Origin of the sequence: Ligilactobacillus pabuli (assembly GCF_022836475.1) — a bacterium.
Taxonomy (GTDB): domain Bacteria; phylum Bacillota; class Bacilli; order Lactobacillales; family Lactobacillaceae; genus Ligilactobacillus; species Ligilactobacillus pabuli.
Map to the genome: position 1 here is coordinate 64445 of NZ_BQXH01000009.1, position 26498 is coordinate 90942.

Annotated in this window: 27 protein-coding genes and 1 pseudogene; 24 read left to right on the forward strand and 4 right to left on the reverse strand. The window is 42.7% G+C overall.

Translation table 11 applies throughout. The features are described from left to right. The first annotated feature begins 75 nt into the window (after positions 1-75). Positions 76-891: a Cof-type HAD-IIB family hydrolase gene (locus LPAF129_RS05830; RefSeq protein ID WP_244055222.1), complete on the forward strand. Its 816-nt coding sequence runs from the start codon at positions 76-78 to the stop codon at positions 889-891. A gap of 85 nt (positions 892-976) precedes the next feature. Continuing rightward, complete coding sequence (locus LPAF129_RS05835) at positions 977-1303, forward strand: MoaF-related domain-containing protein (RefSeq protein ID WP_244055223.1); 327 nt, start codon at positions 977-979, stop codon at positions 1301-1303. A gap of 63 nt (positions 1304-1366) precedes the next feature. On the opposite strand, the gene LPAF129_RS05840 is transcribed toward LPAF129_RS05835, so the two are convergent. Both LPAF129_RS05840 and fakB read right to left on the reverse strand, forming a co-directional pair. Further along, positions 1367-2641 carry a cation:dicarboxylate symporter family transporter gene (locus tag LPAF129_RS05840; RefSeq protein ID WP_244055224.1) on the reverse strand — a complete coding sequence of 425 codons (1275 nt, stop codon included), beginning with the start codon at positions 2639-2641 and terminating at the stop codon, positions 1367-1369. A gap of 209 nt (positions 2642-2850) precedes the next feature. Further along, a complete protein-coding gene (gene fakB / locus LPAF129_RS05845; protein ID WP_244055225.1) occupies positions 2851-3714 on the reverse strand; it encodes a DegV family protein in 864 nt (287 codons plus the stop codon). A gap of 248 nt (positions 3715-3962) precedes the next feature. Between fakB and LPAF129_RS05850 the strand changes: the two genes are divergently transcribed. From LPAF129_RS05850 to LPAF129_RS05895, 10 genes and pseudogenes are all read left to right on the forward strand, one after another. Beyond that, positions 3963-4304 (forward strand): helix-turn-helix domain-containing protein, encoded by a 342-nt coding sequence (locus LPAF129_RS05850; protein WP_244055226.1) that lies wholly within the window; start codon positions 3963-3965, stop codon positions 4302-4304. Between the two features lie 244 nt (positions 4305-4548). Then, on the forward strand, positions 4549-6006 hold the full coding sequence (locus tag LPAF129_RS05855; protein ID WP_244055227.1) for an NCS2 family permease: 1458 nt from the start codon (positions 4549-4551) through the stop codon (positions 6004-6006). A 141-nt stretch (positions 6007-6147) separates the two neighbouring features. Beyond that, positions 6148-6519 (forward strand): nucleotide pyrophosphohydrolase, encoded by a 372-nt coding sequence (locus LPAF129_RS05860; RefSeq protein WP_244055228.1) that lies wholly within the window; start codon positions 6148-6150, stop codon positions 6517-6519. A gap of 24 nt (positions 6520-6543) precedes the next feature. Beyond that, complete coding sequence (locus tag LPAF129_RS05865) at positions 6544-7413, forward strand: ABC transporter ATP-binding protein (protein ID WP_244055259.1); 870 nt, start codon at positions 6544-6546, stop codon at positions 7411-7413. A 90-nt stretch (positions 7414-7503) separates the two neighbouring features. Next, entirely contained in the window at positions 7504-8271 is a 768-nt protein-coding gene (locus LPAF129_RS05870; protein ID WP_373875035.1) for an ABC transporter permease, read from the forward strand. Between the two features lie 94 nt (positions 8272-8365). Next, positions 8366-9808: a 6-phospho-beta-glucosidase gene (locus tag LPAF129_RS05875; protein WP_244055230.1), complete on the forward strand. Its 1443-nt coding sequence runs from the start codon at positions 8366-8368 to the stop codon at positions 9806-9808. 53 nt (positions 9809-9861) lie between these two features. Next, positions 9862-10368 (forward strand): hypothetical protein, encoded by a 507-nt coding sequence (locus LPAF129_RS05880; RefSeq protein ID WP_244055231.1) that lies wholly within the window; start codon positions 9862-9864, stop codon positions 10366-10368. Between the two features lie 433 nt (positions 10369-10801). Then, entirely contained in the window at positions 10802-12157 is a 1356-nt protein-coding gene (celB, locus tag LPAF129_RS05885) for a PTS cellobiose transporter subunit IIC (RefSeq protein WP_244055232.1), read from the forward strand. Between the two features lie 126 nt (positions 12158-12283). After that, positions 12284-12538 (forward strand): annotated as a pseudogene (locus tag LPAF129_RS05890) (PTS sugar transporter subunit IIA); the annotation flags it as partial. A gap of 29 nt (positions 12539-12567) precedes the next feature. After that, on the forward strand, positions 12568-14034 hold the full coding sequence (locus LPAF129_RS05895; protein WP_244055234.1) for a glycoside hydrolase family 1 protein: 1467 nt from the start codon (positions 12568-12570) through the stop codon (positions 14032-14034). 214 nt (positions 14035-14248) lie between these two features. On the opposite strand, the gene LPAF129_RS05900 is transcribed toward LPAF129_RS05895, so the two are convergent. Next, on the reverse strand, positions 14249-14494 hold the full coding sequence (locus LPAF129_RS05900) for a GlsB/YeaQ/YmgE family stress response membrane protein (RefSeq protein ID WP_244055235.1): 246 nt from the start codon (positions 14492-14494) through the stop codon (positions 14249-14251). A 391-nt stretch (positions 14495-14885) separates the two neighbouring features. Here LPAF129_RS05900 and LPAF129_RS05905 point away from each other — a divergent pair, with 391 nt between their 5' ends. The 5 genes from LPAF129_RS05905 (at position 14886) to LPAF129_RS05925 (ending at position 18762) form a co-directional block, all read left to right on the forward strand. Further along, positions 14886-16079: a quaternary amine ABC transporter ATP-binding protein gene (locus LPAF129_RS05905; RefSeq protein ID WP_244055236.1), complete on the forward strand. Its 1194-nt coding sequence runs from the start codon at positions 14886-14888 to the stop codon at positions 16077-16079. After that, on the forward strand, positions 16079-16921 hold the full coding sequence (locus LPAF129_RS05910; protein ID WP_244055237.1) for an ABC transporter permease: 843 nt from the start codon (positions 16079-16081) through the stop codon (positions 16919-16921). The genes LPAF129_RS05905 and LPAF129_RS05910 overlap by 1 nt, the downstream gene beginning before the upstream one ends. 14 nt (positions 16922-16935) lie before the next feature. Beyond that, on the forward strand, positions 16936-17847 hold the full coding sequence (locus LPAF129_RS05915; protein WP_244055238.1) for a glycine betaine ABC transporter substrate-binding protein: 912 nt from the start codon (positions 16936-16938) through the stop codon (positions 17845-17847). Positions 17848-17976: 129 nt separating this feature from the next. After that, entirely contained in the window at positions 17977-18429 is a 453-nt protein-coding gene (locus LPAF129_RS05920; RefSeq protein WP_244055239.1) for a PTS sugar transporter subunit IIA, read from the forward strand. 42 nt (positions 18430-18471) lie between these two features. After that, positions 18472-18762, forward strand: a complete 291-nt coding sequence (locus LPAF129_RS05925) for a PTS sugar transporter subunit IIB (protein ID WP_244055240.1) — start codon at positions 18472-18474, stop codon at positions 18760-18762. Between the two features lie 250 nt (positions 18763-19012). Here the strand turns inward: LPAF129_RS05925 and LPAF129_RS05930 are convergent, their stop codons facing one another. Further along, on the reverse strand, positions 19013-19249 hold the full coding sequence (locus LPAF129_RS05930; protein ID WP_244055241.1) for a hypothetical protein: 237 nt from the start codon (positions 19247-19249) through the stop codon (positions 19013-19015). Positions 19250-19533: 284 nt separating this feature from the next. Between LPAF129_RS05930 and purE the strand changes: the two genes are divergently transcribed. From purE to purF, 7 genes are read left to right on the forward strand one after another with little or no spacing between them, the layout of a single operon-like run. After that, positions 19534-20022 (forward strand): 5-(carboxyamino)imidazole ribonucleotide mutase, encoded by a 489-nt coding sequence (purE, locus tag LPAF129_RS05935; protein ID WP_244055242.1) that lies wholly within the window; start codon positions 19534-19536, stop codon positions 20020-20022. After that, positions 20015-21136 carry a 5-(carboxyamino)imidazole ribonucleotide synthase gene (gene purK / locus LPAF129_RS05940; protein WP_244055243.1) on the forward strand — a complete coding sequence of 374 codons (1122 nt, stop codon included), beginning with the start codon at positions 20015-20017 and terminating at the stop codon, positions 21134-21136. Before purE ends, purK begins: the two co-directional genes overlap by 8 nt. Positions 21137-21139: 3 nt before the next feature. Next, a complete protein-coding gene (gene purC / locus LPAF129_RS05945; protein ID WP_244055244.1) occupies positions 21140-21877 on the forward strand; it encodes a phosphoribosylaminoimidazolesuccinocarboxamide synthase in 738 nt (245 codons plus the stop codon). Position 21878: 1 nt separating this feature from the next. Next, positions 21879-22139 carry a phosphoribosylformylglycinamidine synthase subunit PurS gene (purS, locus tag LPAF129_RS05950; protein ID WP_244055245.1) on the forward strand — a complete coding sequence of 87 codons (261 nt, stop codon included), beginning with the start codon at positions 21879-21881 and terminating at the stop codon, positions 22137-22139. Continuing rightward, positions 22139-22825, forward strand: coding sequence for a phosphoribosylformylglycinamidine synthase subunit PurQ (purQ, locus tag LPAF129_RS05955; protein ID WP_244055246.1), 687 nt, complete (start codon positions 22139-22141; stop codon positions 22823-22825). The genes purS and purQ overlap by 1 nt, the downstream gene beginning before the upstream one ends. Continuing rightward, a complete protein-coding gene (purL, locus tag LPAF129_RS05960; RefSeq protein WP_244055247.1) occupies positions 22818-25055 on the forward strand; it encodes a phosphoribosylformylglycinamidine synthase subunit PurL in 2238 nt (745 codons plus the stop codon). The genes purQ and purL overlap by 8 nt, the downstream gene beginning before the upstream one ends. Beyond that, positions 25036-26478 carry an amidophosphoribosyltransferase gene (gene purF, locus LPAF129_RS05965; RefSeq protein ID WP_244055248.1) on the forward strand — a complete coding sequence of 481 codons (1443 nt, stop codon included), beginning with the start codon at positions 25036-25038 and terminating at the stop codon, positions 26476-26478. The genes purL and purF overlap by 20 nt, the downstream gene beginning before the upstream one ends. Positions 26479-26498 lie beyond the last annotated feature (20 nt).

Genomic DNA, 26498 nt, shown 5'->3' on the forward strand with positions numbered 1-26498 from the left:
TTAGTATGATTATCAGAGATTCCATGTTATCTTGGGGTAAATTAGTCAGTTGAGCTAATATGAGGAGGAGCAAGCATGTCACAGAAGTACAAGTTAGTTGCCGTCGATATGGACGGGACCTTTTTAAACGATCAAAAAGACTACGATCGTCAACACTTTGCCAGCTTATACCGGCAAATGCAAGCCCAAGGTGTCCAGTTTGTTGTTGCTAGCGGTAATCAGTTTTATCAACTCAAAACTTTCTTTGCAGACTTTCCGGAAATCATTTATATCGCAGACAATGGAGCTTATATTCGCAACTTGCACACGAAATATTTTGAGTCACATTTTCAAACTGACCATGCACAAGCTATTTTAGATCAATTGTTGGAATATCCTGGTTTAGCGGCCGAGTTGGTAGTGAGTGGCTTAAAGAGTGCATACGTGCTTGAGACAAGTACTGCGCAATTCATGGAAGAGGCTCACTTTTATAATCGGCGGCTGCAGGTAGTCTCATCATTTGCTGAAATCAATGAAGAGATCACCAAGTACTCCTTTAATTATGAGACACCAGTAGAGCGAGATTTTATGGCACGACTGCAAAAACAGTTAGCCCAGATAGGGGAGCTGACGACTAGTGGGCATGGTAATTTTGACGTGATCCAGCCGGGTCTGCATAAAGCGAGCGGACTAAAATTTTTAGGACGGCGCTTGGGAATCCCATTGGAGGAGATGTGTGCTTTTGGTGATGGCGGGAATGACTTAGAGATGTTAGCGGCAGTGGGCGATGGAGTTGCGATGGCCAATGGAGCACCAGAGGTTCAACGGATTGCTCGCCACCAAACCACAACTAACAATGAACAGGGTGTTTTGCAGTACCTAGACCAAGTTTTGGCGAATAATCAGCGATAAATAATTAAAAAGTTTAACTTACTTATTGTAAGTTAAACTAGAAAGGTGTATGATAAGTTCAAGTTAAAAAATATGGAGGTCGATGATGATGACAGCACAAAATATTATTGGAAACACATATCTATATGATTTTGGTGAAGGTTCTAAGTATCAATTACACTTTGTTGACGGGACACATTTGGAAGTGACTGTGGTTGAGGATGGCTTTTATGCTCCGGGCACGATCAATCATTTTGACATTGAGATCACTTCTTTGGCTGCTGGCCTCAATATGATCACTTGGACAGAAGCTGAAAGCCATAATACAGTGACTCACGTTGATGACTTTAATCAACTGATCAGCTATACAAATATCACAAGTGTGCCAAACGATGAATTCTGGCGCCTTAAGGGAAAAATTATTCCCCAATAAAAATTGTTAGTAAAGAGGTCTGGACCTTTCTTGTTGATGAGAAAGATCCAGACCCCTTTTTGATTATTTAAATTGAGCGATATATTTTTGAGATTTTTCTTCGTCAAATTCGTGTTCTGATTTGCCGATTACAACTGTTGCGAGTGAATTACCAACAACATTGACAGCTGTTCGACCCATATCAACGATTCGGTCAATTCCTGCAATGAAGGTCAAGCCGCTCATTGGAACACCAATCGTAGCGATGGTTGCTAGTAAAACCACGAAGGAGGCACCAGGGACACCCGCCATTCCCTTGGAAGTTAACATTAAAACGATCAGTAAGGTTAACTGTTGGCCTAAGGAAAGATGAATATCGTAGGCTTGAGCTAAAAAGAGTGCTGCTAATGACTGATAAATTGCTGAACCATCAAGGTTAAAAGTATAACCAGTTGGAATTACAAAGGAAACAATTCCTTGTTTGACGCCAAACTTCTGCATTTTTTCCATCATTTTTGGCAAAACGGCTTCTGAACTAGCAGTTGAAAAGGCTAAGATAATTTCATCTTTGATGACACGTAACAGGTCAGTTAATTTAAATTTGAATATCTTGGCTACGATCCCCATAACTACCAGAACGAAAAGCAGCATAGTCACATAAGTAATTGCAACGAAGTAGCCTAATGGTAATAGGGCATTGATCCCCATTCGAGCTAAGGTTACTCCAATTAAAGCACAGACCCCAATTGGTGCAGTCTTCATCACCCAGTTGGTGATCTTAAACATGACTTCTTGTACGGCAGTTAAGAAATCGACGATAATTTTCCCACGTTCACCGATGGCAGAAATTCCTAAACCAAAGAAAACGGAAAATAAGATCACTGGCATCATGTCCCCGTTAGCTAACGCCTTAAAAATATTAGTAGGAATAATGCCTAAAAGGGTCGCCCAAATGCCGGGATTGCTTTTAGCTGATTTAGCAGTTGCAACATACTGACTGATGTCGGAACCATGAAGTGTCTTGATATCGATCAGAGTCCCAGGGTGAAAGATATTAGCGACGATCATACCTAAGATAATAGCGATCGTACTTAAAATTTCAAAATAAATCAGGGTTTTTAAGCCGATCCGTCCTAATTCCTTTATGTCTCCCATATTGGCGATCCCAACCGTGAGACAAGAAACGACAATCGGTAAAACGATCATTTGAATTAAACCGATAAACATACTACCGATATTTTGCATGGCAGTGATTGCTAAATCGTTATGGTAAAAGATGATGCCAAGGATCACACCGAGGATCAAGCCAATCAGTATTTGCCAGCCTAAAGATAATTTTAAAAATTTATATTGTTTCATGTTCAAGTCCCTTTCTCATAAACTCCGCCTACTATTGTACACCAAATTACGAACTATTTTAAATATATTTATTTATTTTTCAGAAAAAAGGCGATAAATAAGCTTTTTGAAAGAGTAATGTTTTGCTATCAGTGGTTAAAAGGGGATTGTGTATCAAAAAACCGTAACTAACTTTCAACTAGTAAAAGTTAGTTACGGTTTGATAGTTGTTAATTTTGCGATTCGTTAACTGGCTGAGCAGTTAGTGTAATAATTCCGATGGCTTTTAAGCCTGTATGTGTCATGATGATTGGGCTTGTAAGCTCTGCAATAAATTCAGCAGTAGGGTTGTCGCCAATCAGAATATCTTTGACTTTAGCCAAGGCGGTACTGTCTGCAGCAACGTTGGGTAAGGCTAAAGCTTGAATTTGTTTATCTTTAAGCTGTTGGCTGAGCTTTTCACAGAATTTAAACCAGCTCTTAGTGTTCCTTCCCTTAGAAACAACATCTAATGATTTATTCTTGAGTTCAGCGACCACTTTAATGTTAGCCAGCTTGGTAAAGGCACCCAGCATTTTGTTAACGCGTCCACCAGCGACTAAGCAGTCAAGACTGTCGATCATCACATGCACGGTTGTCCGAGCACAAATTTCAGCACAGTGGAGTTTAATATATTCAATGCTTTTACCGGCAGCGACATCTTTAGCAGCGGCGATAACTTGAAAAGCTGCACCACGGTCGATTGACTTGCTGTTGATGACAGTTACATCTGTCTGGGAGATTGCTGCAGCTTGCTGAGCGGCTGATAAAGTGCCGCTTAAAGCGTCTGAAAGTACGATGGCAATGACTGAGCTGCCATCTTTACCTAATTCGTCATAAGCGTTTACGAAACGGCCTAATGAAGGCTGACTAGTTTTGGGAATGCTGCCTTCTTTTAAGAATTCGACCAGTTTTTCTCGACTGATATCTTCACCGTCAATATAATTAGTACCGTTAACTTCAATTGACAGTGGTACGATGGTGATTCCATATTGTTCAATTTCTTGGTGAGTCAAAAGAACAGAGGAATCCGTTAAAATTTTAATGTTTTTCATTAGTATGAAGCTCCTATGTGAACTTAGATTAGTCTAATAATACCACACTTTTGCCAAAAATTATTAATTACTCAAAGGACTTGTCACGTAATAAGATTGCGGGTGTCTAGTGGAAAAAATTGAAGAAAGCTTGTTGTTGAGGGAATGCAACCAGCAGTTGCGCAGCTAGCGCGAATGATTAGCGGGCATTACAGTGTACTTTTAGGGTGAGAGAGTGCATAGTTAAGAAAAGAGAGGAGGAATTTACCATGGCACTAGTTTTAGGTCAGAGGATCAAGGAAGAAAGAGAAAAGAATCAGTTAACACAAGATGACTTAGCGAATATTTTGAATGTTAGTCGACAAACAATTTCTAAGTGGGAACTTGGGTCAGCTTATCCGGATACAGAGCGTTTAATTGAAATTAGCGATTACTTCCACATTTCTTTGGACAGCTTAATTAAGGGTGACCCGGAGTTAAAGGAGAGGATCGTCGTGAATAATCAAAATAACCATAGTAGTTTTTGGGACTTCATGATGCGGACTGGATGGATGGTCGCAATCGCTATTGTTTGGATCATTGGTCGAATGATTATCGCAGTTTGGGGTTAGATAACGTGAAAAAGATTATTAAAGATTGGCGTAACATGAGCTGAAATAAGCGAATGTTACGCTATTTTTTTATGGTTAATTTTTGGAAATTGAGCAAATTGAGTGGCAAAAACATGAAAAATTTGCAAAAAGTGTGATTTTTTTGTGCTTATTTCTGAAAATCGTGCTACAATTAACCATATCATAAATGCGAACTATTAGACCTTTGCTTATGTTAAAGTTCGTAATATAGGAGGAAGTAAGTGTGGATCATTTTTTCCAGTTAAAAAAATCAGGGACTACTGTTGGGACAGAAATTAGTGCGGGATTAACTACATTTTTTGCAATGTCATATGCTTTGTTTGTTGTTCCAGGAGTCTTGAATCAAGCAGGAATCCCAGGACAAGCTGCCTTTTTAGCAACAATTATTGCTTCAGTAGTCGGGACGCTGATCATGGGATTATTTGCCAATGTTCCTTATGCTCTAGCACCCGGAATCGGTTTGAATGCATTTTTTACATATACAGTGGTAATGAGTTTAGGGTTCCGCTGGCAAGAAGCTTTGGCACTAGTCTTCTTTTGCGGGATTGTTAATATTTTGATCACCGTGACTAAGATCCGTAAAATGTTGATTTCTGCAATTCCAGCTAATCTGCAAATTGCGATCAGCGGTGGGATCGGTTGTTTTATTGCTTATATTGGGATCAAAAACGCGGGCTTAGTTCAATTCACAACTAATGCTGGTGATATTTTAAGCATTAATAACCAACCATTTTCTGCAGCTAAGGAACATTTTGCCCATGGTATCTCTGGCGTTGTTTCTGGCGGCGGAATCGTTCCAGCCTTGAGCAACTTTAACAATCCTCAGGTCAACTTGGCAGTGATTGGAATCATCCTAACAGTTATTTTATTGGTTAAAAAAGTTCCAGCTGCACTTTTAGTTGGGATCTTGCTGACAACTGTGATTGGCATCCCAATGGGCGTGACTGATTTGCATCTTTCAGGAGCATACTCATTTGGTGCTTCAGTTGCAGAACTAAAGAATACATTTTTAGCTGCCTTTGGTTCACAAGGAATGGGTAGTTTGTTTACTGATGCACACCGGATCCCATTAGTATTAGTGACAATTTTGTCCTTTAGTTTGTCAGATACTTTTGACTCACTGGGAACTTTTATTGGAACAGGTCGCCAAACAGGGATCTTCTCTGGTGAAGAAGAATTGGCCTTAGAACAACAACCAGGTTTCAAGTCTAAGTTGGATAAGGCTTTGTTTGCTGATTCCATTGCAACTGGTGTTGGTTCATTATTTGGTACTTCAAATATTACTGCTTACGTTGAAAGTTCTGCCGGGATCGGTGCTGGCGGTCGGACTGGTCTAACTAGTGTAACTGTTGCAGTGATGTTTATCTTGAGTGCTTTCTTATCACCGTTCTTATCGATTATCCCATCTGTCGCAGTTGCCCCATCATTGATCATGGTGGGTGTGATGATGATGAGTAACTTTAGCGATATTCCTTGGAAAGACTTAGAAGAAGCCATTCCAGCCTTTATGGCCTCGATCGTCATGGCTTACACTTACAACATTACTTACGGGATCGCTTTTGGCTTTATTTTCTACACATTAGTTAAAACGGTTTTGGGCAAAGGCAAGCAGGTTCATCCGTTGATTTGGATCGTGTCATTGCTATTTATCATTAACTTCGCTGTTTTAGCGATTATCTAAAAATTAATAGAGCATCACCATGTTAAAGTTTGTTAAAACATGGTGATGCTTTTTATTTATCGAATTCCGGTTCGAATTTAACGACTTCGTTGAGATTATAGGCTAAAATAAAGATGAAAAGTAGAGAAAGAAGTGGAAGTAATGGGGAAAATACATAATTTAGAGCAGGATGGTTCAAATCGCAATTTACAAATTGATCAACAAACATCAGAACAGTATCAAACGGTGCTGCAGCAGTTACGCGATTTTCGGCAGAACCAAGGGTGGGCACCATTTCATAATTTGAAAGACCTGGCGTTATCGTTAGATTTAGAAGCCGCTGAAGTGTTAGAAATTTTTCAGTGGCAGTCAGAAGATACACCGTTAACGCCGGAAAAAAGAGCACATTTGGAAGAAGAACTAGCTGATGTGTTGACCTACACTTTTTTTATGTGTGAACAATTGAATGTCGATCCACTAAAATTGGTGGCGGCTAAAACAAAAATTAATAATCGACGGACGTGGGATAAGTAGGCTACATGGATCGGAGGGACTGAAATATATCTGGAAACTAAAGGTCTAACCAAGAACTTTGGTCAACAAACTGCAGTTGCTTCACTAGATTTGAAGATTGAAGAAGGTAGTTTTACCGCAATTTTAGGACCGAATGGAGCGGGGAAGTCGACTACGATCGCAATGTTGTTAGGATTATTACGGCCAAGCAGTGGAACGATCACTTATCAAAACTCAAAACCTAGAATTGGCGTTGTTTTTCAAAATAGTGTTTTAGACGCTGAATTATCGGTTAAAGAAAACCTGCAAGTGCGGCAGAAAATGACGGGTACCAAAGATCAAGCTGAAATTTTAACGGTGATGAAAAGACTGGGTGTCAGCGAGTTTGCCAAGAAACGCTATGGTCGTTTATCAGGCGGACAAAGGAGACGCGTTGATATCGCTCGTGCCTTATTGGGACAGCCGGAAATCTTATTTTTAGATGAGCCGACAGCCGGACTAGATATTCAGACTAGACAAGCAATTTGGCAAGTCTTAGGCGAGTTGAGACAACAAGACAACTTGACTATTGTTTTGACAACTCATTATTTAGAGGAAGCAGATCAATCCGAAATGATTTTTATTATTGACCAAGGTCAGTTGATCGCGCATGGTTCAGCGACTTCTTTAAAGCAGCGTTACGCTAAAAATCAACTGGTGTTAGAAGGAACGGACTCGGAGACTTTAAAACGATTGATACCGGAAGAACTTGAGCCAGTCGTAATAACAGATCAGCAGCTACTGGTTAATCCAGTAAGTACCCAGCAAGCTATTCAGTGTTTGTTAGCGGTCCAGTCGGAACTACAACATTTTGAATACCGGGAAGGAACGTTAGATGATGCATTCATTGCCTTAACGGGAAAGGAGATGCACTAAAATGCTAACTCTGTGTTACCGTAATTTACTACTATATTTCCGAAATAAATCAGAAGTCTTTTTTCATTATTAGGAGCATTAATTTCTTTTATTTTATACGTTGCGTTCTTAAAAGATAACATTATGGGAGATAATTTCCCGGGACATACTCAGTTTTTAGACTGCTGGTTAATTAGTGGAACCCTTGCCATCACAGGCATTACCACCACACTTTCAGTTTTAAGTCAAAAAACAGAGGACTACGAAACTAAAACTTCCCAAGATTTTACGTTAACTGGAATCAGCAGCTTTAAGTTGAATGGCGGCTATCTTTTGAGTGCTGCTTTTGTGGGTTTTGTGATGCAAATGATCGTGTTTGCCGTAATGTATCTTTATTTTCACTTAGTGGACGATTTACAACTGACGGACTTCAATTTTGGCGCACTGGTCGGAATAATGTTGTTAGGCGCCGGAGTAAATGCAGTTGTTAATGCTGTTCTCATTCTTTTTGTGCGTAATCGGAGTACTTTAAGTGCTATTTCTACAATTGTTGGGACGGTTTCTGGCTTTTTAGTAGGTGCCTATATTCCGATCGGAGTCTTGCCTGAAGCGGCGCAATGGGTCGTTAAATTTACACCTGGTGCCTATGTTGCAGCTTTATTTCGTCAGTTATTTTTGAAAAATGACCTGGAAAAGTTATTTCCCGCTAATGTTCGCCAAGAGTTGGCGGAGCAACTGGGAATTCAACTTAAATGGGGCCGGTTATTGGATTACGGGCAGACTTTGTTAGTAACTATAGGGCTGTTCGGCTTGTTTTTAGTGATCTTAGTGACGATCGAAGCGGGATTAAACGCACAACGCCAGCGAGCTAAGGCTTAATCTTGTCTGCCATTGACGAAGTTGTACCAATAAGTTATAATTTTGGTGGAAAGCGTTTTACTTAAACTTTAATCAGAATGAGGAGAGTGGAATAATGGTTGAAAATTCATTTCCAGCAGGTTTTCTGTGGGGCGGCGCTGTCGCTGCTCACCAGCTTGAAGGTGCTTGGCAAGCAGGCGGTAAAGGTGTCTCTGTCGCAGATGTGATGACAGCTGGCGAAAACGGGGTTCCCCGTGAAATTACCAAGGGTGTTGTTGCTGGTAAGAACTATCCAAATCATGATGCAATTGACTTTTATGGACATTATAAAGAAGATATCGCTTTGTTTGCTGAGATGGGCTTCAAGTGCTTTAGAACTTCAATTGCGTGGACACGGATTTTTCCTAATGGTGACGAAGCTGAACCAAATGAAGCGGGTCTGAAATTTTATGATGATTTATTTGCTGAATGTCATAAGTATGGGATCGAACCAGTAGTTACCTTAGCTCATTTTGAAATGCCATGGCATTTAGTTGAAAAGTATCATGGTTTTGGTAACCGGAAAACGATCGATTTCTTTGTTCGTTTTGCGACAACATGTTTTAAACGTTATCGTAACCAGGTCAAATATTGGATGACCTTTAATGAAATTGACAATCAGGCAGCATTTAATAATGATTTTTCAATGGCAACTAACTCTGGCTTACTATTAGACAACGATAGCGACAATGAAGCAGAAATGTATCAAGCTGCCCATTATGAGGTTGTTGCGAGTGCGTTGGCCGTTAAAGAAGGAAAGAGGATCAACCCTGATTTCATGATTGGGACAATGATCAACTATACTCCTGCTTACCCTGCTTCGTCTGCGCCAGCTGATGTCTTAATGGCACAACGGGTCAACCAACGGCGCTTCTGGTTCTCAGACGTTCAGGTCTGGGGTGAATACCCACGAGAAGTTGAAACTTATATTCAACGCCGCGGTTTTAGACCAGATATTACAGAGGAAGACCGGATCGTCTTAAAAGAAGGCACAGTTGATTATGTTGGCTTTAGCTATTATCAATCAATGACGGTTAGCGCCAAAAAGGGTGATGTTGATCAGATCACTGACCCAATGGATATTGTAGTTGAAAATCCATATCTGGAAAGCAGTGACTGGGACTGGCCAATTGACCCAATTGGGTTACGTTATGGCTTGAATGACTTAACTGACCGTTATCACTTGCCGCTCTTTATTGTTGAAAATGGTTTGGGTGCCGTTGATCAAGTTGAAGCAAACGGAGAAATTCATGATCCATACCGGATCGACTATTTGCGTAAACATTTAGAAGAAGTTAGAAAGGCAGTCACTTTAGATGGCGTGGACCTGATGGGTTATACTCCATGGGGCTGCATCGATTTAGTTTCTGCTGGAACAGGGCAAATGTCTAAACGTTACGGTTTTATCTACGTTGATAAAGACGATGATGGTAATGGCAGCCTAGCTCGCTCACGGAAAGATTCGTTTTATTGGTATCAAAAAGTAATTAAAACAAACGGTGCTGATTTATCAGAGTAATTGTTAAATCGACCAGAAAATAAATTGGATAAAAGAGAAGTTGAGGACAAAAAATGACTGACAAGAAAGCACAAGATTTAAAGAGAGCAGAGGAAAATCAAAAAAAGCAGAGTAAGGAGACGATGTCTTTTAACCGCTTTTTGCTATTTAGATATGTTGTGGCATTTTTATTTTTCCTGAATATCTATTGGCTGGTCTTATTGATCTTCGTACATCAGTGGACGTTGTTTTTTCCAGTAGTACTGATACTAGCGATTTTACCGGTAATTTGGGAACACTTTAAAAAATTGCACGATACGTCTAACAAACTGCCGCTTTCGAAAGCTTATTTTTGGTTGCAATTAGTAGTAAATGTCGGCTTATTGGTGATTTGTGCCACACCGTTATTTACTAGCTTCTATCCGTTTATGTCAGCTAAAGGAAAAACATTGATCATTGCCTTATTGGCAGTTGGGATTCTGTTGTGTCTGTATATGGAAAGACGTATTAACCAGATTGAAAATGACCGGGATCGTTACCTGAAGCGAATGCAGGAATACAACGACGCGATCGACCGGTAGCATGATTGGATTTTATCTCTGACAGTTGTTAGACCCAAATAAAAAGGCCTATTAGCGAAAATGCTGATAGGTCTTTTTGAATTACAATTGATTGTTTACTCCGCTAAAAAAGTGTTCAATAAGAAAAAATTAATAAAAAATTGAAAGGCACTTGTAAAAATGGTACCAACATATTATACTTTAGGTGTAGGAATTAAAGCGCTTTAATTTAGGCGGGAGGAGGACGCAAACTAAGCGCAAAGTAAGAGCTATTATATCATATCTTTAGATCAGCCAGTTCAGTCCTAGATAGTGGTGGACTACATGAGAAGTTCAGTTATTGAGCAACAGCTTATTTTTTAGTAGTTAAATGTAACCGCCATCACTGTTCGACATTGAGCTGACTTTTACACTAAACGTCACGAAAGACGACGTTCAAAAAGGAGAAATAATTATGGGTGAAGATAATAAGTTCATGAAGTTTTTAAACGATAAACTCATGGGACCAATGGGAAAAATTGCTTCAACTCGAATCGTCCGGGCAATCATGGCCGCAGGTTTAGCAAGTATTCCATTTACGATCGTTGGGTCCATGTTCTTGGTCTTAAATATTTTACCAACTGTTTTTACCAGCTTAACCGGCTTCTTTAACGCCACATTTGTCAAAATTACCGATTTATATATGATCGCTAATCAAACAACAATGGGAATCTTAGCACTTTACTTCACGATCGTGATCGGTTATGAATATACCCGGATCATCCGTGATGAAGCTAAAGTTGCCCTTGATCCTGTTAACGGTGCTTTGTTAGCTGTTTTTGCTTTCTTTATGACAATTCCAGAATTAGTCATTAAGGGCGGTTTGTTTAAATTATTAAACGTTAACAATGATTCAGGAATCGTGCTCAATGGTTGGAGAAACGGTGCTGGTGGTCTTGACCGCTTAGGAACTGGTGGGATCTTTACTGGGATCATCATGGCCTTGCTAGCAGTTAAGATTTATCAAATCATCGTACAAAAGAATTGGGTCATCAGAATGCCAGAACAAGTTCCATCAGGTGTTGCGAATGCCTTTACTGCTTTGATTCCAACTTTTGTGATTGCATTTGTAGTCTTATTGATCGACGGTATTTTGATTGCTATGCATACTGATATTTACAACGTGATCGCAATGCCATTCGGTTTCGTTACTAACTTAACCAATAGTTGGTTAGGTGTGGTTGTCATCGAACTGTTGATTTCCTTACTGTGGGTCTTGGGTATCCATGGTGCCAATATTATTGGGGCTTTGATTACACCAATCACTTTGAACAACCTGACTTTGAACGCTCATGGTGCTCACATGATCTTTGCTGGTGAATTTAACAACATGTTTGTTATTATTGGTGGTTCTGGTGCAACTTTGGGCTTAGTTTTCTTCATGTCATTCTTTGCCAAATCAGCACAGTTAAAGACTCTGGGTCGGGTTGCGTTAGCACCAGCCTTCTTTAACATTAACGAACCGATCATCTTCGGTGCACCTGTTGTGTATAATCCATACTTGTCAATTCCATTTATGTTAGCACCAGTTGTAACTTCATCATTAACATACTGGTCAATCAAACTGGGAATTACTAGTCAAATTATTGCACAGATGCCATGGCCATCACCTGTTGGTATCGGGGCCTTCCTTGGTACTGGTGGTGACTGGAGATCAGTTATCTTGGCCGTTGTCAACGTGATCGCTGCTGGATTAGTTTACTACCCATTTGCACGGATCTACGACAAGAAATTGTTAGCTCAAGAACAAGCTAACCTTGAAGCTAAGTAATTCATAATTAAAAAAGATCACAGAAAACTCCTGATTAGTTCGACGAGGTTTACTTATAAAACCGGGTCGAACTAGCCAGGAGTTTTTGTTTGTTGAGTTTTAGGACTCAAAACTAAATTTCAGCATGGTGCGGAAATCCTGTTGCACATCGGGATGGATACCGTTGAATTAAATGGAAAAAGCTTTAAAACTTTAGTTGAAAAAGGGCAGAAGATCCAAGCTGGACAGCCATTAATTGAATTTGATGTGGCAGCAATTACCGCAGCAGGTTATGAATTAACAACACCAATGATTGTGACTAACTCAACTAAATATCATGAAGTAAATTATTTGAAAAAAGGTTTGATCTCAGCAGAAGATAATTTGTTAGAATTAAAATAATTAAAGCGCTTTATGAAAGGATGGAGCAAATGTATACAAAAAATATACCAACAGGTTTTCCACAAGGATTTTTATGGGGTGGAGCAACGGCAGCAAATCAGATTGAAGGTGCCTGGGACGTAGATGGTAAAGGTATGACTACTGCTGAAGTGGTGAGAAAAGCAACTGACCGGCAAAATGCGATGGCGATGAATCAAGTAACCAAGGCAACAATTGCTGAGGCTATGGCAGATCATGGGACCGAAAATTATCCGAAGCGGCGTGGGGTTGATTTTTACCATCATTATCAAGAAGATATTAAGTTATTAGCAGAGATGGGCTTTAAAGCTTATCGTTTATCGATTGCTTGGGCGCGAATTTTTCCGAATGGTGATGATCAAGAACCAAATGAAAAGGGTTTGGAATTTTATGACCGTGTTTTTGCGGAATGTGCCAAATACAATATCGAACCCGTTGTAACGTTGTCACATTATGAAATGCCCCTTAATTTGACAGTTCAGCGTAATGGATGGGCCAGTCGGAAAACAATTGAGGACTTTACCAGATACACCAAAGTCGTTTTTGAGAGATATCGTGGGAAAGTTAAATATTGGATGACTTTTAACGAAATCAATGCAGGGACCTGGGGCTTTACTTCTACTGGAGCAATTGAGGATAATTTATCAGCTGATGAGAAACTGCAGTTAGAATATCAGGCTGTGCACCACCAGTTTGTTGCTAGTGCTATCGCCGTTAAGCAGTGCCATGAAATTGATCCAACGGCAAAAATTGGCTGTATGTTAGCGCGGATGCAAAACTATCCGCTAACACCAGATCCAAAAGATGTCCGTGAGTCACAATTCCAGGACCAACAAAATCTCTTTTTCACTGATGTTCAGGTCAGAGGTGAATATCCAGAATATATGAACCGTTATTTTGCTGAACATAATGTGGAAATTAACATGGAGCCAGGCGATGAGAAATTACTGGCTGCAGGGACAGTGGATTACTTGTCGTTTAGCTACTATATGTCGACAGTAACTTCGGCTTCAAAAGATGCTGAACAAACAAGTGGAAACCTAACCTTTGGCGGAAAAAATCCGTATCTTGAAACTAGTGACTGGGGTTGGCAAATTGATCCAATTGGGTTAAGAATTACGCTTAACGCTTTCTGGGACCGTTATCGTGTACCACTTTTTGTTGTTGAAAACGGGCTGGGTGCACTCGACAAGTTAACTGAAGACAGTCAGGTCCATGATTCATATCGGATTGATTATCTGCGCAAGCATATTTTACAGATGAAAGAAGCAGTTCAAGATGGAGTTGATCTAATGGGATACACCTCTTGGGCACCAATTGATTTAATAAGTGCCGGAACCTCAGAAATGTCCAAACGCTATGGTTTCATTTATGTTGATCAAGATGATGAAGGTCGAGGAAGTCTAAAACGTTATCGCAAAGATTCATTCTACTGGTACCAAAAGGTAATTCAGACTAATGGCGAAGATTTAGCATAGAAAAATAATGATCAAAGAACAGTTCTTATTCCTTGAATTAAAGGGGTTGGGACTGTTTTTTGTGTTGAGGGAAAACTAGGAAAATGTTTTAGTGGATCTAAAAAGTCGCTACGTAAGTGGACTCTAATGAGCCTGCTTGTGTAGCGACTAAAAATGAAAAAAGGCAGCTAGCAGCTGTAATTAATATCAGGGGCATAATTTGATTTCAGTTAACTCAGTCCATTTTATTAACAAAGAAGGCGACGATCCAGACAATGATCACTGCCCCAATGATGGAAGGAATTAGTGCCATTCCAGCGACTTGAGGTCCGAAATCGCCTAATAAGGCTTCTCCTAGTGAAGAACCAACCAGACCAGCGACGATGTTAGCGGCGCACCCCATTGACTTCCCATGGCTGGTAATTGACCCAGCAATCGCACCGATGATGGCGCCAACGATTAAAACCCAAATCCAATGCATATGTTTGACTCCTCTCAGCTATGATGAATAATTCATCAGTTAATGTAGCTTTAGTATACGAAATTTTGAATGATTAGCAAAATAAAAAGTCTGCATTTTGGTGAATTTCAGCAAGAAAGTTGGGCAAAACCTATGTATTTAAAAAATTAAATTTAGTCTAAAAAGATATTTTGGTTTGCCGAAAAAACCATTAGCAACATTATCCCAGTAAAGTTGATAATGACGGTCTTTATAAGCACTTTTAACTTGCAAATTTTGGCGTAATCATAACTAAAAATTTTAGTAATAATAATTTTTTTCAGACGGTTTTTAGTGCCTTAAATTTGACTTATGGGGTAAAAGTTTGAAATAATGGTTAGGTATCGTTTAAAAAAGGGAGGAGTAAAACAGAATGACAGAAAAAGTTAAGGTAACAAATTTAACTAAAATATTCGGTAAACAAATTCCTCAAGCAAAAAAATTATTGAGTGAGGGCAAAGATAAAAAAGAGATCCTCGCTCAAACTGGTTGTACAGTTGGGGTCAACCAAGCGAATTTTACTATCAATGAAGGCGAATTATTTGTGATCATGGGACTTTCCGGTAGTGGTAAGTCAACTATTATTCGCATGATCAACCGCTTGATCAATTCAACTGACGGTGACGTCGAAATTGATGGTCAAAAAGTAATGCAGTTATCAAAAGAAGAACTGCGGAAGTTGCGTCAAGACAAAATTGGGATGGTTTTCCAGAACTTTGCCTTGTTCCCGCACTTGACAGTTTTACAAAACGCTGAATATGGGCTAGCACTGAAAAAAGTGGATTCATCAACCCAGGAAAAGAAGGCCAAAGAAGCCTTAGATCTTGTGGGATTGAATGGCTATGACCAGCAGTATCCTGACCAATTATCTGGTGGGATGCAGCAACGGGTCGGTTTAGCCCGGGCACTTGCGAATGATGCCGAAATTTTACTGATGGATGAAGCTTTCTCAGCTTTGGATCCATTGTACCGGAAGGAAATGCAGGACTTGTTACTGCAGATCCAAGAAAAAATGCATAAGACCATTATCTTTATTGGCCATGACTTGAACGAAGCCTTAAAATTGGGCGACCGGATCTTAATTATGCGTGATGGTAATATTGAACAAATTGGTGAACCAGAAGAAATTCTGACTCATCCAGCTAATGATTACGTCGAACGCTTTATCGAAGGCGTTGACCGGACTCGTGTTTTGACTGCCAGCAGCGTGATGACTAAAGCCCACGTGATCAATATTGCAAAAGCTGGTCCACGGGTGGCTTTGCGTCGGATGCGCGACAATGATATTTCATCGATTTATGTCGTTGATAACGAGAACAAGTTTGTCGGCTTCGCGGATGCGCATGACGTGTCAGACTTGATCAAGCAAGGCAGCAAAGACTTGCGTTCAGTGCTTAAAACTGATGTGCCTAAGACACTCGCTGACACGCCGATCAATGATTTGATCAATGACATTTCGAAGACTCCGATCCCATACATCGTGGTCGATGAAGAAGATCATTTACAAGGCATTATCTTGCGTGGGGCTGTCTTAGCCGCTATTTCTGGGGAAGAGGTGAACGCTTAATGGGTAGTATCGGAGCATTACCATTGGCTGACTGGGTCAACTCAGGTGTTGATTGGTTAAGTCAATTTACTGGTTTTTTCAATAGTATTACGGCCTTCTTTCAGGCGATCATTGATGCCATTCAATGGGTCTTTGACCTGCTGCCAGAATGGCTGTTCATCATTGTGATCCTAGCTTTTACTTACTGGATCAAACGTGATCAAAAGAAACTCGGCTTCATGATTTTTGAAGCTTTAGGATTATTGTTAATTTGGAACTTAGGTTTCTGGCGTGATATGACGCAAACGTTGACCTTGGTTCTTTCATCAAGTTTAATTGCGATCGTGATCGGGATCCCACTCGGGATTTGGATGGCGAAAAGCAGCAAGGCTGAAGTTGTGATCAAACCGATCTTGGACTTCATGCAGACGCTGCCAGCCTTCGTCTACCTGATCCCAGCCGTTGCCTTCTTTGGCATCGGGATGGTTCCCGGGGTCTTGGCATCCGTGATCTTCGCGATGCCGCCAACAGTGCGGATGACCAATTTGGGGATCCGTCAGGTCCCAGAAGACTTGATCGAAGCTGCTGATTCATTTGGTTCGACGTCCTGGCAAAAGCTGATCGGTTTACAGTTGCCAATGGCTAAAAACACCATCATGTCTGGGGTCAACCAGACGATGATGTTAGGCTTGTCCATGGTCGTGATCGCTTCAATGATCGGTGCTTTAGGTTTAGGGACACAGGTCTACTTTGCGGTTGGACGTAATGATGCCGGGGCAGGTTTCGCTGCCGGGATTGCCGTGGTGATCGTCGCCATTATTTTGGACCGGATCACACAATCGTTTAATAAGACATCGCACTAAAAGGGGGAAATCATTTGAAACGCAAGCTTACTGGATTATTGAGCAGCATTGCTGTTTTAGGATTGACCCTGATCTTGACTGCCTGTGGTTCCAAGCCAGCTGCTTATCAAACAGACCAAAAGCTAGGTCCGCAATTGAATTATACGATTACTGGGATCGATGCTTCTGCTGGTGAAATGGATAATGCCACGCAAGCCTTGGATAAGTATGGCTTGAAGAAGGCGAACTGGCAGTTAATGCCAAGTTCAACGGCAGCAATGGTCAGCACCTTGGACAAGGCTGTGAAGTACAAACAACCAATCGTTGTGACGGCTTATCAACCTCATTGGATGTTTTCCAAATATCCGTTAAAATGGTTGAAGGACCCGAAGAATGTCTTTGGTAAAGGCGAACACGAATCGACTGTGGTTAGAAAAGGATTTAAGCAGGATAATCCTGGAGCCTATCAACTACTGAAAAACTTTTCGTGGGACTTACAAAAAGATGCTGAACCCGTCATGATGGCAATTAATCAGGGTGAAGACCCAACGGCAGAGGCGCAGAAGTATTTAAAAGAGCACCCACAGAAGGTCAAAGAAGTCTTAAAGAACGTTCCCGACGGTAAGGGCAAGAAATTGAAGCTCGTTTATATGCCATATGACTATGAAATTGCTGCTTCGAATGTTGTGAGTCAGTTATTGAAGAAGAAAAACTATGACGTGACTTTGCAACAACTAGACGTTGAAGTAATGTGGCAAGCCATTGCTTCTGATAAGGCAGACGCCACGGTGACAGCGGAATTACCGTCAACTCACCGAGCATTTGCTAAAAAATATCAGGGACAATATGAAATTATTCGGACTAATTTAAAAGGAGCCCGGATCGGTTTGGCCGTTCCTAAATATATGACAGATATCAACTCGATTGAAGATTTGAAAAATCACTAAATAAAGTTGCATTAAAGCTATCGTCCACTGGATGGTAGCTTTTTTGGCTATTTGGATTAAATTATTGTAAAGTAGAAGCTAGTGGGATAAAAATTGTGCACGCTTTTATTAGTGAAGGGGGCTGGTTGAATGTTGTTTGATCAAAAAATTATTATCTTGGATGAAGAGTTGCCAAGTGCAACCCTAGCTTTAACTCGTTTAGCTGATAGTTTGCAAGCAGCAGGCCAGGTCAACGACCAATTTAAAGCAGCGTTACTGACCCGTGAACGTCAATTTCCGACGGGCTTACAAACTAAGACGTTAGGAGTTGCGCTCCCGCATGCGGCGCCTGAGTTCGTCGAGCACGAGCAACTGGGACTATTGCGGTTAAAACGACCAGTGATTTTTCGCCAAATGGGTGATAACGCTGAAGTTGCGGTCCAATTAGTCTTCATATTAGCTTTAAAAGAACCACAACAACAGCTAGCGATGTTGCAAGCTCTAATGCAGTTTTTTCAAAATGAAGCCGCAGTCCAAAAATTAATGACATTGACAGATCAAAACGACATCATCACTTTGCTAGCGAGCTTAGGTATCAAGTAGGGATTTTTAGGCAACAGGAATTTAAGGGGGAGAAATTTTAAAATGAAAACAGTAATGGTAGTATGTGGTAGTGGGGTAGCGACCTCAACTTTAGTGACAGCTAAGATCAGGGAATTTTTAACTAGTCAAGGGATCAGTGACCAAGTGAAGTTGTTACAAGGCAATATTGCTGAGCATTTAAATGATGTGGCAGCTTATGATGCTTTTGTGAGCACCACAGTTGTACCAGAAGAACTTAAAGACCAAGTTATCAGTGGAATTCCGCTTTTAATTGGAATGGCCGAAGAAGAGGTTTATCAGGCGATTTTACGCAAACTCGCACTGAGTGAATAATGGCGTAGTTTTATCAACTCAACATGGGTAGAAATATTAAAAGAAGTTATGTCCGTTAGGTGAAAGCCTATCAGGCATAACTTCTTTTTTAGCGATTTTTGCGGATAAATGGCAAGGCCAAGCAGCCAACAAGTGCGTCCCAAATCAGATTGGTCACGACGACACTGATCAGCGCCAGCAGATTAGTGAGTGGGCCGCCTTGTAAACTGCCAGTTAATATTGGCGATAAGATTCCGCTTAGAAAAAATGCCTACAGTGCGTATATTAAACCGGCACTCGCTAAGACGATGATGGGATGGCGGTTTTGTTTGACCAGAACAGTCCCAAACCAAATCAGAGAAATCAGCAAGGTTAACAGTAGACTGCCCATTTTATCAGTCGGAAAAAGGTGGATTAAATGAGTGATTTTAGCTAGTGGGCGCAAGACAGCAAGCGTTCCTAAGGTGAAAATCAATAGTTTATTTGCTTGAATAGTAGTTTTAAGCATAGTTTCAATTCAACTCCTGGTTGATATTGTATTATTTTATACAAAACAAAGCTTAACGGTACTTTACAAAATTTAATTTCTCCTAGTTAAAAATGGGACTGGGACAAAACGCTTCCATTCCCGCCTCCGTAAAACGTTAAATGTTCGTAATTAAGAACTTAAAGTTATTATCATGCTGAAATTTAGTGTAATTGTTTGTATAAAACACGAATTATATACCTTGACATTAGTTATAACGTTAAGTATTATATAAATAACAATAACGTAAAGGATGAGTGATAAAGATGGCAAATAAAGTTGCGGTTGTAATGGGTTCAATCTCAGATTGGGCGACGATGAAATTAACTTGCCAACAACTGGAGCAACTTGAAATAGCTTATGAAAAGCGGGTTATTTCGGCGCACCGGATGCCTAACGAGCTACAGAACTTTGGACAAAAGGCACGCGAAAATGAAATCAAAGTGATTATTGCTGGGGCAGGAGGGGCCGCACATTTGCCGGGGATGTTGGCAGCTAACACGACTCTGCCGGTCATTGGCGTTCCAATCAAAACCCGAACATTAAACGGGATCGATTCATTGCTGTCGATCGTCCAAATGCCAGCCGGGGCCCCGGTAGCAACTGTCAGCATTGGCGATGCAGGAGCTAAAAACGCTGCTTTGCTGGCAGCGCAGATCCTGGGTGTGACCGACGAGATATTGCAGCAGAAGTTAGTTGATTTGAAAGAAGAACAACGAGTGGAGGCCATCAAAAGTGAGGCGCGTTTTGATTAAAACAATTTTACCACCAGCAACGATTGGGATCGTCGGCGGCGGTCAGCTGGGGCAGATGATGGCTTTATCTGCCAAAGCGATGGGTTATCGAGTGGGGATCTTGGATCCAACTCCGAATGCACCGGCCGCGCAAGTTGCTGATTTCCAGATCACCTCAGAATACGATGACCAAGCAGCTTTACTGCAACTGGCGCAGCGCAGTGCAGTCTTGACCTACGAATTCGAAAATGCTGCCGAAGAAACACTGCAAAAAGCTAGTCAGTACGCCGAACTGCCCCAAGGTGTCGAGTTGCTGCACATTACCGGACAGCGTTTGCGCGAAAAGACTTTCCTCAAAAACGCGCAGATCCCGGTCACTAATTTTGCCTCAGTCACAGATGAGCCTTCCCTTAAACAGGCAATCGCGCAGGTCGGTTATCCGGCTTTGCTCAAAACAGTCAGCGGCGGCTATGACGGACATGGCCAGTTAGATATTAACGAACCTGCCGATTTGGACCAAGCAGCTGAACTTTATACCAAGGTTCCCTGCATCCTAGAAGCTCGCCAAAAATTTCAGGCGGAGGCTTCAGTGATGGTGACCCGCGATTTGCACCAGCAGATCCAGACCTTTCCGCTAGTAACCAACCAACATAAAAATCACATCTTGCACACGACGATCGCTGCCGACCAATTTTCTGAACTGCTCCAGCAAAAAGCCCAGGTCTATGCCGAGCGGATCGCCGAGCAGCTCGACTTGTACGGTGTTTTAGGCATCGAATTTTTTGTCGTCAATGATCATGATCTAGTCGTCAATGAACTAGCCCCGCGCCCGCATAATTCGGGGCACTACACGATCGAGGCCTGCAACATTTCACAGTTTGAAGCACATATTAGAAGTATCTGCGGCTTGCCAATTCCGCAAATCGTACAGTACAAACCGGCCGTGATGCGTAATTTGCTTGGGGAAGACTTGAACTTAGCCCGCAAATTACTCAAAGATCACTCGGAGTGGCATTTTCATGATTACGGCAAAGCCGAGATCAGACCGCAACGTAAACTAGGACATATTACCGTTTTAGGCAGCGATGTTGAACAGTTGCTGGAAACGACCGCCATGCTCAAAGGAGAAAATTAAACCATGACTGAATTGACAGAGATCAAAAAACAAGATTTGTTGTATCAGGGTAAGGCTAAGGAAATGTACACCACCAATGATCCGGACATTTTATGGGTCCACTACATGGATCAAGTCACAGCTTTAAACGGCAAAAAAAAGGTCCAAATGAAGGACAAAGGCAAAACCAACTGCGCGATCTCAGCCCGACTCTTCACAGAATTGCGTGAGCAGGGGATCGTCAGTCATTTCATTGAACAGCTTTCCCCGACTGACCAGCTGGTGCAAAAGGTGCAAATCATCCCCTTGGAAACGGTCGTCCGCAACTATGCCTCCGGGAGTTTTGTCAAAAGGTATCAGACAGAATACTTGCAGAAATTTGACCAGCCGGTGATCGAGTTCTTCTATAAAAGCGATGAGCTCGACGATCCCTTTTTAAACGATGATGATGCCTTAGCGCTTGGTGCTGCCACACGCGAACAAATGGCGCAGATCCGCCAACTGGCCTTAAAGGCCAACCAACACTTAAGACAAATTTTTGCCAAAATGAATGTTTTGTTAGTTGATTTCAAATTGGAGTTTGGCCTGACAGCCGCTGGTGACGTGATCTTAGCCGATGAGCTGTCACCAGATAACTGCCGGTTAGTCGATTTGGATACTAAACAGTCACTTGATAAGGATGTTTTTCGCAAGGGTCTGGGTGAGATGGTGCCCGTTTATGAAGAAATCTTGCAGCGTTTGCTAAAAGAAGGGGAGAGATAAAATGACGGTCGTGAAAATTTTTGTAAACTATAAGGATTCGATTTTAAATCCGGAAGCAGAAACAATCAAAAAGGCTCTTGGCCGTCTTGGTTATCAGAATATTGCCGAGCTGAAAGTAGGCAAATCATTCGAGCTGACTCTGGCAGATGGTTTGACCCAAGAACAGATCAAAAGCGAGGTCAATGAGATCTGCGACCAGATGCTGGTCAACTACAACATGGAAAAATATCGCTATGAGATCAGCGAAACGGAGGTAATTTAATGAAGTTTGCGGTCCTAGCTTTTCCAGGTTCTAACTGTGAAAAAGACAGTTTTTATGCGCTTAAAGACGTGTTGGAAGAAGATGTCACCTTGGTTTCATACCAAGCCGAGTCACTGGCCGGTTTTGATGCCGTGGTCGTTCCAGGCGGCTTTTCCTATGGCGATTACCTGCGCAGCGGGGCGTTGGCACGTTTCGCACCGATCATTCCGGCTCTAAAAGGTTTTGCTGGTGCGGGCAAACCGGTCCTCGGTATCTGCAACGGCTTTCAGATTTTGACCGAGGCTGGCTTGCTGCCCGGCTCTCTTCAGAAAAATACCGCTGGCAAATTTATCTGCCGCCAGCAAAAACTGGTCGTCATCAATGCCCAAACGCCATTTTCTTCCCGCTATCAAGCTGGGCAAGTCATTACCTTGCCAATCGCCCACGGAGACGGTAATTACTATGCCGATGAGGAAACTCTCCAAGAATTAGAAGCAAATGGGCAGATTATTTTCACATATCAAGATAATCCAAACGGCAGTGTCAAAAATATTGCTGGGATCACCAATCAAGCCGGCAATGTTTTAGGCATGATGCCCCATCCAGAACGGGGTGTCGAAGAAATTCTCGGTTCTGCTGACGGCATTCAACTTTTTCAGTCACTGATCGATTTTTTCACCGCAGACGAGGTAATTGTTCATGAATAAAACACAGCTTCAGACACCAGAAGTTTCACCCGCAGAGATCGAAGAACAACGATTATACCGGACCTTGGGCTTGTCTGATCACGAATACCAGCTGATCAAAGATGAAGTTTTGGGCAGATTGCCAAATTATACCGAGATTGGTTTGTTTTCAGGCATGTGGAGCGAGCATTGCTCCTATAAGAATTCCAAACCGGTTCTGAAGAAATTTTACTCCCAGGGTCCTAAAGTTGTGCAAGGTCCCGGTGAAGGTGCGGGGATCATCGATATCGGTGATCGCCAGGGAGTAGTTTTCAAGGCAGAAAGTCACAACCATCCTTCAGCTGTGGAACCATTTCAGGGGGCAACCACTGGGGTCGGCGGAATCTTGCGTGATATCTTTTCGATGGGCGCGCGCCCGATTGCCAGCCTAGACAGTCTGCGGTTCGGAACTCCCAAGACTCCAGCGAATCGGTATTTGATCTCGCAGGTCGTAGCCGGGATCGCGGCTTATGGCAACTGTATCGGGGTCCCAACTGTTGGCGGCGATATCGCCTTTGACGATGCTTATCAGCAAAACCCGCTTGTCAACGTGATGGCGGTCGGCTTGATGGATCTTGACCAGATCCAAGTTGGAGCGGCAGCTGGAGTCGGCAACAGCATTATCTACGTTGGTGCCAAAACTGGGCGCGACGGCATCAACGGTGCGTCATTTGCTTCGGCTCAATTCGATTCCGAACACGAAAGTCAACGTTCAGCGGTCCAAGTCGGCGATCCATTCACTGAAAAATTGGTGATGGAAGCTTGTCTAGATGTCAGCCAAAATCATGCCGCTGCTTTAGTTGGGATCCAGGATATGGGAGCTGCTGGCTTGGTTTCGTCTTCGGCTGAGATGGGTTCAAAAGCCGGTGGTAACGGCATGGTTTTGGATCTAGACCTCGTGCCGCAACGTGAAGCCGAAATGACCCCCTTTGAAATGATGCTGTCTGAATCCCAGGAACGGATGCTTTTGTGCGTCAAAAAAGGGAGCGAAGCAGAGATTTTGGATGTTTTCGCGCACTATGGAGTCGAAGCTGTCGTGATCGGTCATGTCACTGACGATGACCGTTATCGCTTGGTTCATCATGGTGAGGTCGTCGCGGACGTGCCTGTCGACGCACTAGCTTCACAAGCTCCAGTCTATCAGCGGGAAAGCGCAGTTCCAGAGCGTATTAAGAATGCAGCTTCACAACAATTTGTACCAGAAATTAGTGACGCGACTGCTGTCTTAAAAGAAATGCTCAGCCAGTTAACAATTGCTTCTAAAGAAAGTATTTATGAAACCTATGATTCTCAGGTCCAGACTAACACGCTTGTCCGTCCCGGCTCGGATGCTGCCGTGGTGCGGATTCGGCACTATGACAAGGCGTTGGCGCTGACGACTGACGTCAACGGCCGCTACCTCCACTTGGACCCCAAGATTGGTGGACAGATTGCAGTCGCTGAAGCCGCTAGAAATATCGTGGCTACGGGTGCAAAACCACTCGGGATCACCGATTGCCTGAACTTTGGCAACCCGGAAAAGCCGGAACAATTCTATGAATTGGACCAAGCAGTTATGGGGATGAGCGAAGCCTGCCAAAAAATTGGCGCACCGGTGATTTCCGGCAATGTCTCGCTCAATAATGAATATGACGGTGTGCCAATCTATCCGACACCGATGGTCGGGATGGTTGGTTTGATCCAAGGGCTCGAACACATTACGACCCAAGATTTCAAACAAGCCGGGGACCTCGTCTATATTGTCGGACAAACCAAAGATGATTTTAACGGTTCAGAGATTCAAAAAATGCAGACCGGCGCGGTTTCGGGGCAATTGTTTGACTTTGACCTAGACTACGAATTACAAATACAAAACCTGGTTGCCCAAGCGATTAAAGAAGGGCTGGTTCAGAGTGCACATGATGTTTCCGAAGGCGGGCTGATCACGGCTTTAGCTGAAGCAACTTTTGGCAACCAACTCGGGATCAAGCTTACTAGCGACTTGACGGTCCGCCAATTTTTCGCTGAAACACAGTCGCGCTTCGTACTGTCGGTCAGACCAGCGGCTCAAGCTGCGTTTGAAAAGTTATGTGGAAAAAACGCAGTTAAATTAGGTCAAGTAACGGCAGAAGATCGCTTAGAAGTGACAGCAAAAGACGGCCAGTTTGACTTGGCTGTTTCAAAAGCGCGCGCTATCTGGAAAGGAGCCCTGCATGCAGTCTCAAGTAAGTAGTTTAAATGAAGAATGCGGGATTTTTGGTGTCTGGGGAACTCCTGACGCTGCCTTTTTGACCTATTGCGGCTTATTTTCCTTGCAACACCGCGGGCAAGAAGGGGCGGGAATCACGATCAATGACAACGGCCAACTGCGCACCAAGCGCGGGTTGGGGCTGGTAAATGACGTCTTCAAGGTTACCGACTTGCAAGAGCTGCAAGGTCAAGCAGCAATTGGTCATGTTCGCTATTCGACGGCTGGCAGCAATACGCTGGAAAACATCCAGCCCTTGTCCTTTAATTTTAGTGATACCCAGTTTGCCTTAGCACATAATGGCAACTTAACTAATGCCCTGACGATCCGCAAAAACCTAGAAGATCAGGGGGCAATTTATCATTCAAGTTCTGACTCGGAAAACTTGATGCACCTGATCCGCTTAAGCAAGGAAGAAACTTTGGACGATCAAGTCAAGGACGCTTTACGGCAGATCAAGGGCGGTTTCGCCTACCTTTTGCTGACAAAAGACCGCTTGTACGCGGCGCTTGACCCCAACGGTTTTCGACCGTTAGTTGTCGGGCAGCTGCCAAATGGCGGCTATGTAGTTTGCAGCGAGACATGTGCCTTGGATGCAGTCGGCGCGAAGTTTCACTGTGACGTTCAACCCGGTCAGCTCTTGAAAATTGATGAGAACGGCTTGAGCGTTTCGGAGTACACGACTAATACGCAGCTGGCGATCTGTTCGATGGAGTTTATCTATTTTGCCCGGCCGGACTCCGACATTTACGGGATCAATGTTCATTCTGCGCGCAAGAACATGGGGGCTTTATTAGCCGAAGAACAACCAGTGGAAGCTGATCTTGTGACCGGGGTGCCGAATTCCTCGCTCTCAGCAGCGATGGGCTATGCCCAAGCTTCCGGTCTGCCCTATGAAATGGGCTTAGTCAAAAATCAATATTCAGCTCGAACTTTCATTCAGCCGACCCAAGAATTGAGAGAACAAGGTGTCAATATGAAACTGTCAGCGGTTAAAGGAGTCGTCGCTGGCAAACGGGTCGTCTTAGTCGATGACTCGATCGTGCGCGGGACGACCAGCCGCAGGATCGTCAAATTACTCAAAGATGCCGGAGCAGCCGAAGTTCATTTGCGGATTGCTTCGCCGCCCTTACGTTACCCGTGTTTTTACGGGATCGATATTCAACACGCCAGCGAGTTGATCGCGGCTAACCAGAGTATCGCGGAGATGCAGGTGACTTTTGGGGCCGATTCGCTGGGTTTTTTGAGCGTCCCTAGCCTGATCAAAGCGGTCGGGTTAAAGACGGGAGAACCAAACGGCAGTCTCTGCGTGGCGTATTTTGACGGTAAATATCCGACGCCACTGTACGATTACCAAGAATCATATGAGCAGGAACAAGCAGCTCTGAAACACTGTTTGAAAGTCTAATTTAGCAGATGAAAGGATCA

Excerpts from the sequence above, each read along its gene's own strand:
- LPAF129_RS05830 (WP_244055222.1), top strand. The coding sequence starts at position 76 with ATGTCACAGAAGTACAAGTTAGTTGCCGTCGATATGGACGGGACCTTT.
- LPAF129_RS05835 (WP_244055223.1), top strand. The coding sequence starts at position 977 with ATGATGACAGCACAAAATATTATTGGAAACACATATCTATATGATTTT.
- LPAF129_RS05840 (WP_244055224.1), bottom strand. The coding sequence starts at position 2,641 with ATGAAACAATATAAATTTTTAAAATTATCTTTAGGCTGGCAAATACTG.
- fakB (WP_244055225.1), bottom strand. The coding sequence starts at position 3,714 with ATGAAAAACATTAAAATTTTAACGGATTCCTCTGTTCTTTTGACTCAC.
- LPAF129_RS05850 (WP_244055226.1), top strand. The coding sequence starts at position 3,963 with ATGGCACTAGTTTTAGGTCAGAGGATCAAGGAAGAAAGAGAAAAGAAT.
- LPAF129_RS05860 (WP_244055228.1), top strand. The coding sequence starts at position 6,148 with ATGGGGAAAATACATAATTTAGAGCAGGATGGTTCAAATCGCAATTTA.
- LPAF129_RS05875 (WP_244055230.1), top strand. The coding sequence starts at position 8,366 with ATGGTTGAAAATTCATTTCCAGCAGGTTTTCTGTGGGGCGGCGCTGTC.
- LPAF129_RS05880 (WP_244055231.1), top strand. The coding sequence starts at position 9,862 with ATGACTGACAAGAAAGCACAAGATTTAAAGAGAGCAGAGGAAAATCAA.
- celB (WP_244055232.1), top strand. The coding sequence starts at position 10,802 with ATGGGTGAAGATAATAAGTTCATGAAGTTTTTAAACGATAAACTCATG.
- LPAF129_RS05895 (WP_244055234.1), top strand. The coding sequence starts at position 12,568 with ATGTATACAAAAAATATACCAACAGGTTTTCCACAAGGATTTTTATGG.
- LPAF129_RS05900 (WP_244055235.1), bottom strand. The coding sequence starts at position 14,494 with ATGCATTGGATTTGGGTTTTAATCGTTGGCGCCATCATCGGTGCGATT.
- LPAF129_RS05905 (WP_244055236.1), top strand. The coding sequence starts at position 14,886 with ATGACAGAAAAAGTTAAGGTAACAAATTTAACTAAAATATTCGGTAAA.
- LPAF129_RS05910 (WP_244055237.1), top strand. The coding sequence starts at position 16,079 with ATGGGTAGTATCGGAGCATTACCATTGGCTGACTGGGTCAACTCAGGT.
- LPAF129_RS05920 (WP_244055239.1), top strand. The coding sequence starts at position 17,977 with ATGTTGTTTGATCAAAAAATTATTATCTTGGATGAAGAGTTGCCAAGT.
- LPAF129_RS05925 (WP_244055240.1), top strand. The coding sequence starts at position 18,472 with ATGAAAACAGTAATGGTAGTATGTGGTAGTGGGGTAGCGACCTCAACT.
- LPAF129_RS05930 (WP_244055241.1), bottom strand. The coding sequence starts at position 19,249 with ATGCTTAAAACTACTATTCAAGCAAATAAACTATTGATTTTCACCTTA.
- purE (WP_244055242.1), top strand. The coding sequence starts at position 19,534 with ATGGCAAATAAAGTTGCGGTTGTAATGGGTTCAATCTCAGATTGGGCG.
- purC (WP_244055244.1), top strand. The coding sequence starts at position 21,140 with ATGACTGAATTGACAGAGATCAAAAAACAAGATTTGTTGTATCAGGGT.
- purS (WP_244055245.1), top strand. The coding sequence starts at position 21,879 with ATGACGGTCGTGAAAATTTTTGTAAACTATAAGGATTCGATTTTAAAT.
- purQ (WP_244055246.1), top strand. The coding sequence starts at position 22,139 with ATGAAGTTTGCGGTCCTAGCTTTTCCAGGTTCTAACTGTGAAAAAGAC.
- purL (WP_244055247.1), top strand. The coding sequence starts at position 22,818 with ATGAATAAAACACAGCTTCAGACACCAGAAGTTTCACCCGCAGAGATC.
- purF (WP_244055248.1), top strand. The coding sequence starts at position 25,036 with ATGCAGTCTCAAGTAAGTAGTTTAAATGAAGAATGCGGGATTTTTGGT.